A 9,733-nucleotide genomic window follows, 5' to 3' on the forward strand; every position below is an offset into this window, starting at 1 on the left:
ATTTATTGAGACAGCAAATATTCCAGAAGATAATGAAATGTATGCGGAGGGTAAACGAAAAGTGAAAATCTATAGGTTTGATATATAAACCGGAAGATAATTTGCTACTAGGTGTTGAGGAGATTAAAGACATGTTTTGGGACAAGATTTCACCTTTATATGACATATTTGAAAATATTTATAACGGCAAGGTATATACCGGTACCGGGAAAAAGGTTGCAGAACTTATAGATTCGTCGGATGAAGTATTGGAATGCGCATGTGGAACAGGTGCTATCAGTATATATATTGCGCAGAAGTGTAAAAAGTTGATCGCAACAGACTTTGCAACCGGGATGCTTCGGAGAGCAGCAAAGAAATGCCGAAATTACCCGAATGCTGTGTTCAAGAAAGCTGATATTACAAATATCAAATGCAAAGATGCCCGCTTTGATAAAGTGGTTGCAGGTAACGTGATCCATTTGTTGCCTGAACCGGAGAAGGCACTTTATGAATTGGAAAGGGTAGTTAAGCCGGGAGGTGAGATCATCATTCCGACTTATATCAATATGTCAAAGGGAACGGGAACAGCAGCGGTTAAGTTCATTACTCTTCTCGGAGCAGATTTCAAAAGGCAGTTTGATCTGGATTCGTATAAGGCATTTTTTGAAGACAAGGGATATAACGGAGTAGAGTATCATGTGGTCGACGGGCGCATGCCATGCGCTATTGCTGTAATAACCAAAGCTTAGCGTTTTATACCGGAATTAAATCTGTCTTGGCGGCTCGGAGAGTAATCATCGAGCCTTTATTACATGCTTCCATGAACAATTATCAAACGCCAAGTAGATCCTGTAAATCGGAAGTGCTCAAGATAGTTACAAGAGGCGGATTATAAGAGATAATGTTCTCATCTTCCATTTTTTTTAACTCTCTATGTAGTGATGGACGTGAAACATTCATGATCATTGCCCAATTTGAAACGGATCCTGGAATCTTAATGACATCCCTGCCTGTCTGCCTGGCCTGCATTAACAGCCAGAATGCAGCTTTCTGCGCTATTCCGCTGTAGGATAACAATTCAAGCCTCTGTTGCAGCATGTAGGTGGCAGAAGCTATTTCTGATGTGAAATTCTCCAGGATTCGAATATCCTTCTGCATTAATACCAGAGCATCTTCTTTTCGAAAAACAATGAGCGTAACAGGCTCCAGGGAAACAACGTCACATGGATATTTATGGCTATGAGAAAAAGCTGCGGCAGGACAGATCATTTCCCCAGCGCCTCGTACAGAAACATTTATCTGGCTTCCATTTGGAAAAGGCTTCTGTGCTTCGACACTTCCTTTAAGAACTATGCCTATCCGGTCAGCATCATCCATAAGATGGAAAATAGTTTCTCCTTTGTCATAGCCTTCAATGTGATGAGGAGCTTCTTCTAATATCTTCTTTATTTCTTTTGTTGAAATCCCCTTGAACAAAGTACTTGTCTCCAGTACAGAATAATCCATCACAGTTCTCCCTTCATTCAGATCATAGTTATAGTATACACGAAAAAAGTTATAAATATGTATCTGTGGATACAGATTTCTTTGGCGCGGAGGGATATACTTATCACAGAACGAAAGAAAAAAAGCATACTAAAGGAAGGAGTACCGGGTTATGAGTTATACAGAATGGAAAGATAAAACAGAAGGATTCAGGACTATAGATGTAAGAGGCATTCAGGGGAATTTTTTCCAGGGATTGAAGAAACAGGCAATTGAGCTTCCGGCAGGAGAAGGACTTGAGATCATCCAGAGTTTTGATCCGATTCCGCTCTATGAGGTCATGGAGGGGCTTGGATATGAGCATTATACCAAGCAGGCTGGCGATTCAGAGTACCATGCATATTTCTACAGAACTGAAGTAAAGCAGGAAGAAAAGGATATCCCGATGAGACCTGCGGCTTTGACAAATATGCCACTTATTGATGAAAAGCTTGGGAATATTGCAGTAAACTTCTGGGATTTGACCTGGAATGATGATAATCGCTATCTGCCGTATGAAACAAGGCTTCTGCTATCCCTGACGAATGCAGTCGGGGCAGGAAGAATGCGACAGGCTACAAGAGAGCTGGTGAAAGCATATATCCACGGATTAGATAGTGCTGCCCTTGATGATGTTTTTGAACTCCTTGCCTGGAATCAAGGTATTGGGTATTTCAGTTCCGAGATCGGACCATCCGCTCTATTTGCGGCATATAAGACAATCAAAAATATGGAGAAACTGGGAAAAGGGCGCGATGAGATTTGTGGAATATTAAAAGAAAAGTTTGGCGAAAAAAATCCTGATGTAAGAGTCGGATAAGGCGGTGAGCTATGAAAGAAAAAGTAGGAGAGGTCTTTTCAATAGCGCAGGATAATAAGCCTGTTCCGGGATGCACAATATCAAAAGAGATACATGGCGGAGAGAATTATATAGCATATTTTTCTCTTGCAAAAGCCACAGATATTAGTGCTGAGATCTATCCTTATCACAAACTTCTGATTATTGCAGAAGGCAGCGTGGAGATATATGGAACGGATGGATTCAGTAAAAAGCTGAAGAGTGGTGAGTGTATAGTAACAGATACTGACGTTCCGGTTGGAATAAGAACATCTGAAGGCGCAGTATACACAGAGATAGCATTAAGGAGGGATGATAAGATGAATGAAGCAGTAAGAGCAGGCGAGGTATTTAAGCTGGCAGAACTTGTACCATATCAGGATGGTAAAATAGTAAATATGGATGTGGTCCATAATGACAAAATGAAATTTGTAGTCATGGCGTTTGATGAAGGTACCGGGCTTTCGGAACATGCAGCACCGGGAGAGGCTATTATCTTCGCATTGGATGGCGAGGGAATTATCGGATATGAGGGAAAAGAACATCCGATAAAAGCCGGTGAGAATTTCCATTTTGCGAAGGAAGGTATTCATTCCGTAAAAGCAATAAAGAAGTTCAAGATGGCGCTTCTTTTGACGCTGGAATAAGTTTTTTGAATCTGCTGTGATTGGAGAGGACAGGAGGTAAGCACATGATCAGAGTAGCATTTTTGATACCAAGGCATATGACAAACCATCATTTGAGCAGTACGGGAGCAGAAATGATGTTGAATTCAAGTTTTTCGAGACTAAGCTGACTGAAGATACAGCGGATCTTGCCAAGGGCTGCGATGCTGTCTGTGTGTTCGTAAATGATACGGTCAGCGACAAGGTTATCGACAGACTTTATGAAAACGGAGTGAAGATGATTGCTCTCAGATGTGCAGGCTATAACAACGTGGATGTTGAGCATGCATATGGGAAGCTACATGTTGTTCATGTTCCTGCATATTCACCCTATGCCGTTGCCGAGCATGCAGCAGCACTTCTTCTTACCTCGGTTCGAAGGATCCACAAGGCATACAACAGGACAAGAGAGTTCAATTTCTCTCTCAGCGGGCTGACAGGCTTTGACCTTCACGGAAAGACGGTAGGTGTAGTTGGAACGGGAAAAATCGGGCGTATATTCATAGACATCTGCCGCGGATTTGGCATGAAGGTGATAGCTTATGACGCATATCCTGCTAAGGACAGCGGAATAGAGTATGTCACACTTGATGAGCTTTTCGAAAAGAGTGATATCATATCCCTTCACTGCCCTCTGACGGATGATACCAGGCATATGATAAATGCTGATGCCATCGAAAAGATGAAAAAGGGTGTCGTGATCCTCAATACTTCAAGAGGAGCCCTTATTGATACCGAGGCACTTCTTGAAGGAATCAAAGCCCGCAAGGTCGGTGCAGCATGCCTTGATGTATATGAGGAGGAAGCTGATATTTTCTTTGAGGACAGATCAGGTCATATCCTTAATGACGAGCTTTTATCAAGACTCATATCCATGCCAAATGTCATAGTGACATCACACCAGGCATTTCTTACGGAAGAGGCCCTGAATAACATAGCCGAGACCACAGTAAACAATATCCGTTCTTTCTTTGACAAAGAAGGAATCTGCGATAACGAACTTTGCTACCGTTGCGGAAATATAGAACACTGTAAAAAAGAGCGAAAAGAGAGATGTTTTTAAAGGAGGATGTTTATGAAGTATAAAGTAAATGAAACATGTATTGGATGCGGATTGTGCGCATCCACCTGCCCTGAAGCCTTTTCAATGGGGGATTCTGGTTTGGCAGTTGCTACTGAAAAAGAGGTTTCGACGGAATTGCTTGCAAGTGCAGAAGATGCCAAGAACGGATGCCCACTTGGCGCTATTACTGAGGAGTAAATGTGAAATGAGCTTCTGAATATTTATTCTGCTTTTGGAATAAAATAGGCTGTTTTAGACGGCCAAAAAATTACACATAATCGATTATACCGGAAGATAATCTTACAAGAGACAGACAAAGATTTAATGAGTAGAAAGTAAAATCAGAGTATTATTTTTGATCGCGGTTATTAAAGTTGCCACCAGCCGCATACAGTAGCCCTGAGCTTTCTACCGTACGCAGCAGGTAAACAGCAACTCGCCTTACAAATGCCCAAAACAAGGCACTTAAGGCAATGAAAAAGTTCTCAAAGAGATGATCAATCTGCTATTGCAGAATGTTGTTTCTTCGGAGATATTCAAAGATCTATTACCGGAAGCCTGTGTGGCTTCCGGTTTTCTATTTAAGTCAATCCTATTCAGAAATTAGTAATTTCATTTTTTAATTCTATTCAGGCTTATTCTTAAGGCATGTCTATTGGTTTGTGATTCTGAGTGTTCTTGACTACAAATCTTGTTTTATTCTGTTTGAGTCAATGATCGCAGTGTGTCTGATTGACTGCAATTCCAAGATTATTCTATATGAGTCAACCAGCTACGGTTGTGGATTTGACTGCAAATCCAGTATTACCATATATGGGTCAACTATTGCATGGGGATGCGTTGACCTCAAATCATGTAATTTCAAGAATGAGTCAATGGTCCTAGGGAATTTTCATGACCGCATTTCTAATATCTTGTACCTGAGTCAACAGCCAGGTTGGAATCCGTTGACTTCAATTCTATTAGTTTCTAATTTGAGTCATATTCAGCAGAAAAAAGATGTGATCTATGGATAAATATCTCAGATGAACTGTAATTATTTGATTTGCATGCCGGTAGATTATATTGCATACTACAATGTATGTGATAATACGAGAGAAATGGGGGAGAAAAGGCATAATGACACATAAAGAGTTATGGACAGAGTTCTGTTCAAAGAAGAATATAGATATAAATACACCATACGAAGCTTGGGGATTTGGCAGTACTGAAGAAGATATGGACAAGCTTTCAGAATTAGTTTTGGAGGGAAAAAAGTTTGGAACAGCAAGCTCTTACGATGAGTATGTTATGGAGGATGCTTTGGATGCGCTTCCGAAAATCGGTGATTACAGTGTAATACTGAATAGCCAAGACGAGGCTGTATGCGTGATCAGAACTTATGACGTGTACGTGAGAGCATTTGGGGATGTGCCTCCTTTTCACGCTTATGCCGAGGGGGAGGGCGACAGATCGCTCCAATACTGGCGTGAGGTTCACGAAACATTTTTTATGGATTGTCTTGGCGAAAACAAAATGCAATTTAGCTGGGAATCGCGCGTGGTTTGCGAAAAATTCTGCGTTGAATATATTCCGGGAAAAGAAATTGCTGATGAGGAGCTTCTTTTTGCTGAGCCTACAATGAACTTTGCAAAAGAAATAGCAGCATACAGACAGGAAATGTTGGATGCCGGGTCCTCATTTGATGGATGCTTTTCCATGAAAAGAATGCCTGACATACAAGAATATGTAGATTACTGTATAGGCTGGGCCAACCCAAGGAGAAAAGCAGATGAACATGGTGCATGGGGAAATGTGCTTTTAGTCATCAGGAAGTCTGATATGAAGATGGTAGGTTGCATGCAGGTTCACAATGTTCTCACCGAGAGGATGAAAAAGTATACAGGACATGTGGGTTATTCGGTTCGCCCATCAGAGCGAAGAAAAGGTTACGCAAAAAAGATGCTGGCTAAGGCTTTGGATTTTCTTTCGAGTTTCGGATTTGAAGAGGTTTATGTAAGTTGTCTTCCTGAAAATGAAGCTAGTAGGAAAACAATCTTGGCAAATAACGGAGAATTTGTCGAGACGGTTTTTGTGAAGGAAGATAATGTTACGCTTGAGAAATACAGAATCAGGCTTTAAGTGGTGTTATATCCATAAATAAAAAATAGATAGAGTAGGGATACAATGTTTGTAGAAGGTTTAAAGGAAAACAATATAAGCAAACTTCTGGCTACACCCAAGAGTGACCTCCACAATCACTCTACCAAAGGATGCAGGAGAGAGTGGCTTGCCCAGAAACTGAATGTTGATATTCCTAAGCCACCACAGCGCCTTGATGGACTTGAAGGTATGCAGGCATGGTTTAGGTCCTCTATAAAACCCTTTTGTGATGGCTATGAAAATATGCTGCTTAGATGGGAGGGCGCTTTTACTGAGGCTAGGCGAAATAATATTACTCGTCTTGTTATGAATTTTGGTACAGCTGAAGTGGATCAGGTAGGAACGGTACAAGAGTTCCAAGAACTTATTGAAGGGTTCCATAAAACATATTGTCCGGATAGTATCTTTGAAGCTGAGCTGACATATCCCTCCTTTGGAAACGTGGAAGAAGAGGCAGACGAACTCGATAAATATGCCAGTTCAGGATACTTTAAGGCGATAGATATTTGCGCAGGAGAAAAAGTCCAGCCATTTGAAGCTTTTTTGCCACTGTATAGAAAGGCTGAGAAGTACCATTTGACCAAGAAGATGCATGTTGGAGAAACAGGTTCGGCTGAGGATGTAAGAAGGGCTGTAGAGACTTTGGGCCTATCAGAAGTTCATCATGGAATTAATGCATCAACATCCAAAGAAACCATGAGATTTCTTGCTGATAATCAGATACAGGTTAATGTCTGCCCCAGCAGCAATGTAATGCTGGGATTTGCAAAGGATTATAAAACACATCCAATCAAAATATTGGTGGAGAATGGTGTCAGGGTTACCATAAATACTGATGATCTGCTGATCTTCGACTCGTCAATTGAAAATGAATATCTTAAACTTTACAGGGCGGGTACACTGAGCGCAGAGCAGTTGGATAAAATAAGGCAAACAGGATTAGAAATTCTGTGATAGCATAAAAGAATATTTATTGTGCCTATAGTATGATACAGATTTGATATTGGAGAAAGTCATGGTATTTGAAAAATCATGTGGAGCAATTGTTTTTACTTTGGAAAATGGAGAAATAAAGTATCTTCTTGTAGAGGAAATGAGTGGCTGTCACAGCTTTCCGAAAGGACATGTGGAAAATAATGAAACCGAGGAAGAAACAGCACTTCGTGAAATAAAAGAAGAGACAAATCTTGAAGTAGAATTAAATACTGATTTCAGAGTGACAGAAAGGTATAATCCAGCAGAGAGGCCTGGAACGAGGAAGGAAGTTGTTTATTTTCTTGCAAAATATACAGATGCTAAGCCTTGTGTGGTACGCCAAAATGAAGTTCGTACCTTAAAAAGTCTTAGACTTGAGGAAGCTATTGATATTATTGAACACGACAATAAAAAAGAATTGCTCAAGCAGGCCGATGCTTATATAAAAAAGAACTATATATGAAAAAATATTGTAAAGATTTAAAGGACTGATCCAGATGCCATTTAGCCGTCACTGGATCATGCATATAGAAGCCATGCGCCGCATCAAGAATAAACTCTGCAAGATAGCACGAAAGGGTGTTGATCCTGTTGCTTATTGTGGCTTTTCCTGTAATCACTGTTTCCTTTCAGAGTGGTGCGGGTCCTGCAGAACGAAGCACAATGTCTGCTCTTTTGCTACCTGTGCGGAGGACAGAATATGTCCGAATGTGAGATGCTGTAAGGAAAAAGATTTGGACGGATGTTATGAGTGTGATGAGCTCGAAAATTGCAATAAAGGATTTTATATTCCATCAAATGACGGGGCAAATGCAGCAAAGGGTCAGGCATTATATATAAGGAAATACGGAAAGAAAGAGTTCTTAAAGGTTCATGACAGACTACATGAGAAGTATGACTTCCAAAAGACACAGGAAGTTTTGGGACAGGATTATAAGGAAGGATTGAGAATTCTAGAGGAAAGCTATATGGAATAAGGAATGTGGAAAAGGGAGTTCAAGTGTGGACTCCCTTTTTGATTACATATAAAAACACGCATTGCGAGTGATGGAAAGGCATGATATAATTCACTTGACGCATTGCGTGGAGGTGCAATTATGGATATAGCAGAGAAAATTAAGCAATTAAGAGAGAGCACGGGAGAAACAAGAAAAGAGTTTTCGATTCACACTGGTATACCGGTTCGTACTTTAGAGGATTGGGAAGCAGGGCGCAGGACTCCTCCGGAGTATATTCCGAGGCTGATCGCTTATCAGCTGGAATATGAGAAAATAATGAAGGATAGAGGGGAATTTAATGGCAAAGAATGAAATTGTTTTATTTACAGACGGGAATACAGAGATAGAGGTGCAGATAAGTCCTGAGCAAGAAACAGTTTGGCTAACACAGAAACAAATCGAGCAGTTATTTGATGTTAAGCATGCTACGGTAAGCGAGCATATTAGCAATATTCTTAGCTCAGGAGAGCTTGATGAGACTTCTGTCGGTTTTTCCGACAAAAGTTCCGGAGGAAGAAAACCAAAGATTTATAATCTTGATATGATACTTTCTGTTGGATATCGAGTTAATTCAAAGAGAGGTATAGCTTTCAGACGATGGGCAAGTGCGGTGCTTAAACAGTATACTTTAAATGGCTGTGCTATCAACGAGCGCAGGTTACAGGCACTTCAAAAAACTGTGGAAATACAAACAAAGATGATTGCAGGGACATTGGATATTGAGCAACAGGATGTACTTAAGGCTGTAAATTTATACACGCAAGCACTTATGCTTTTGGATCAATATGATCACCAGTCTCTTGAGAAGCCTGAAGGATCGAGCCCAATATACAGAATCACCTATAAAGACTGCAGAGAGATGGTCAATTACATGGAGGATACTTTTAAATCAGACGTATTTGGTGTAGAGAAAGAAGTTGGTAAAGTGGAAGGCATTCTGGCAGCAGTCTATCAGGATGTCTTTGGAGGGGAAGTGTATCCTTCGCTCGAGGAAAAGGCGGCCAATCTTCTTTATTTCATGATAAAAGACCATCCTTTTGAGGATGGCTGTAAGAGAATCGCAGCATCATTGTTCTTGGAGTTTTTGAGCAGAAACAACGCACTTTTTAGGGATGGACAGAAGATAATAAGTGATGGAGCGCTTGTGGCTATTACCCTTATGATTGCAGAATCCAATCCAGATGAAAAAGATATTATGACAGCTATGGTAATGAATTTATGCTAGCGTAAAGTTTTTGTAGGATTAATTGAAAAAGGGGATTTCCTTCGTGATATAGTTATTTACGGTGTCCAAGCCAAAATAACCAAACGGAGGAGTCCCCTTGTGTTAAATAGTATACAGCATTTTATTGAGAATGGAGTACCAAATCTTCAGAAGGCATCAAAAGATTTCTCGGAGGATCCAAGAGACTTTGCAGGTTTTGTTTACAGAGTTAGGAATGAAGCACTACAGATGGCATTGGACTACATCTCAGAAACGCTTACGACTTGTAACCAGATATTAAAAGACAGTCCTGTAAGAAAGGAAAGATGGGAAGTGGTAAGG

Annotated in this window: 13 protein-coding genes; 12 read left to right on the forward strand and 1 reads right to left on the reverse strand. The window is 40.6% G+C overall.

What is annotated here, in order from left to right; all coding sequences use genetic code 11:
- Positions 1–131: 131 nt before the first annotated feature.
- The gene (locus tag BMW61_RS21030; RefSeq protein ID WP_091825945.1) at positions 132–731 is read left to right on the forward strand and encodes a class I SAM-dependent methyltransferase; all 600 of its coding nucleotides are present in this window, start codon (positions 132–134) and stop codon (positions 729–731) included.
- Between the two features lie 82 nt (positions 732–813).
- On the opposite strand, the gene BMW61_RS21035 is transcribed toward BMW61_RS21030, so the two are convergent.
- Positions 814–1,488: a Crp/Fnr family transcriptional regulator gene (locus BMW61_RS21035; RefSeq protein WP_091825948.1), complete on the reverse strand. Its 675-nt coding sequence runs from the start codon at positions 1,486–1,488 to the stop codon at positions 814–816.
- Between the two features lie 151 nt (positions 1,489–1,639).
- On the opposite strand from BMW61_RS21035, the gene BMW61_RS21040 reads away from it, so the two are divergent.
- The 11 genes from BMW61_RS21040 to BMW61_RS21090 form a co-directional block, all read left to right on the forward strand.
- Positions 1,640–2,326: a DUF2249 domain-containing protein gene (locus BMW61_RS21040; protein WP_091825951.1), complete on the forward strand. Its 687-nt coding sequence runs from the start codon at positions 1,640–1,642 to the stop codon at positions 2,324–2,326.
- Positions 2,327–2,337: 11 nt separating this feature from the next.
- Positions 2,338–2,991 carry a cupin domain-containing protein gene (locus BMW61_RS21045; RefSeq protein ID WP_091825954.1) on the forward strand — a complete coding sequence of 218 codons (654 nt, stop codon included), beginning with the start codon at positions 2,338–2,340 and terminating at the stop codon, positions 2,989–2,991.
- Between the two features lie 58 nt (positions 2,992–3,049).
- Positions 3,050–4,072: a 2-hydroxyacid dehydrogenase gene (locus tag BMW61_RS21050; RefSeq protein ID WP_091825957.1), complete on the forward strand. Its 1,023-nt coding sequence runs from the start codon at positions 3,050–3,052 to the stop codon at positions 4,070–4,072.
- Positions 4,073–4,084: 12 nt separating this feature from the next.
- A complete protein-coding gene (locus BMW61_RS21055; RefSeq protein ID WP_091825960.1) occupies positions 4,085–4,270 on the forward strand; it encodes a ferredoxin in 186 nt (61 codons plus the stop codon).
- Between the two features lie 921 nt (positions 4,271–5,191).
- Positions 5,192–6,193 (forward strand): GNAT family N-acetyltransferase, encoded by a 1,002-nt coding sequence (locus BMW61_RS22245; RefSeq protein WP_175475337.1) that lies wholly within the window; start codon positions 5,192–5,194, stop codon positions 6,191–6,193.
- 45 nt (positions 6,194–6,238) lie between these two features.
- Positions 6,239–7,168, forward strand: coding sequence for an amidohydrolase family protein (locus tag BMW61_RS21065; RefSeq protein ID WP_022761302.1), 930 nt, complete (start codon positions 6,239–6,241; stop codon positions 7,166–7,168).
- A 61-nt stretch (positions 7,169–7,229) separates the two neighbouring features.
- A complete protein-coding gene (locus tag BMW61_RS21070) occupies positions 7,230–7,652 on the forward strand; it encodes a bis(5'-nucleosyl)-tetraphosphatase (RefSeq protein WP_091825963.1) in 423 nt (140 codons plus the stop codon).
- A gap of 34 nt (positions 7,653–7,686) precedes the next feature.
- Positions 7,687–8,166: a hypothetical protein gene (locus BMW61_RS23135; protein ID WP_330388571.1), complete on the forward strand. Its 480-nt coding sequence runs from the start codon at positions 7,687–7,689 to the stop codon at positions 8,164–8,166.
- Positions 8,167–8,286: 120 nt separating this feature from the next.
- Positions 8,287–8,499 (forward strand): helix-turn-helix domain-containing protein, encoded by a 213-nt coding sequence (locus BMW61_RS21080; protein ID WP_022761299.1) that lies wholly within the window; start codon positions 8,287–8,289, stop codon positions 8,497–8,499.
- On the forward strand, positions 8,486–9,412 hold the full coding sequence (gene rhuM, locus BMW61_RS21085) for a RhuM family protein (RefSeq protein WP_091825966.1): 927 nt from the start codon (positions 8,486–8,488) through the stop codon (positions 9,410–9,412). The genes BMW61_RS21080 and rhuM overlap by 14 nt, the downstream gene beginning before the upstream one ends.
- 99 nt (positions 9,413–9,511) lie before the next feature.
- Positions 9,512–9,733, forward strand: a 222-nt coding sequence (locus BMW61_RS21090; RefSeq protein WP_139176505.1) for a hypothetical protein, incomplete at its 3' end; no start/stop codon positions are given.

Source organism: Butyrivibrio sp. ob235, from assembly GCF_900109475.1.
Taxonomy (GTDB): Bacteria; Bacillota; Clostridia; order Lachnospirales; family Lachnospiraceae; genus Butyrivibrio.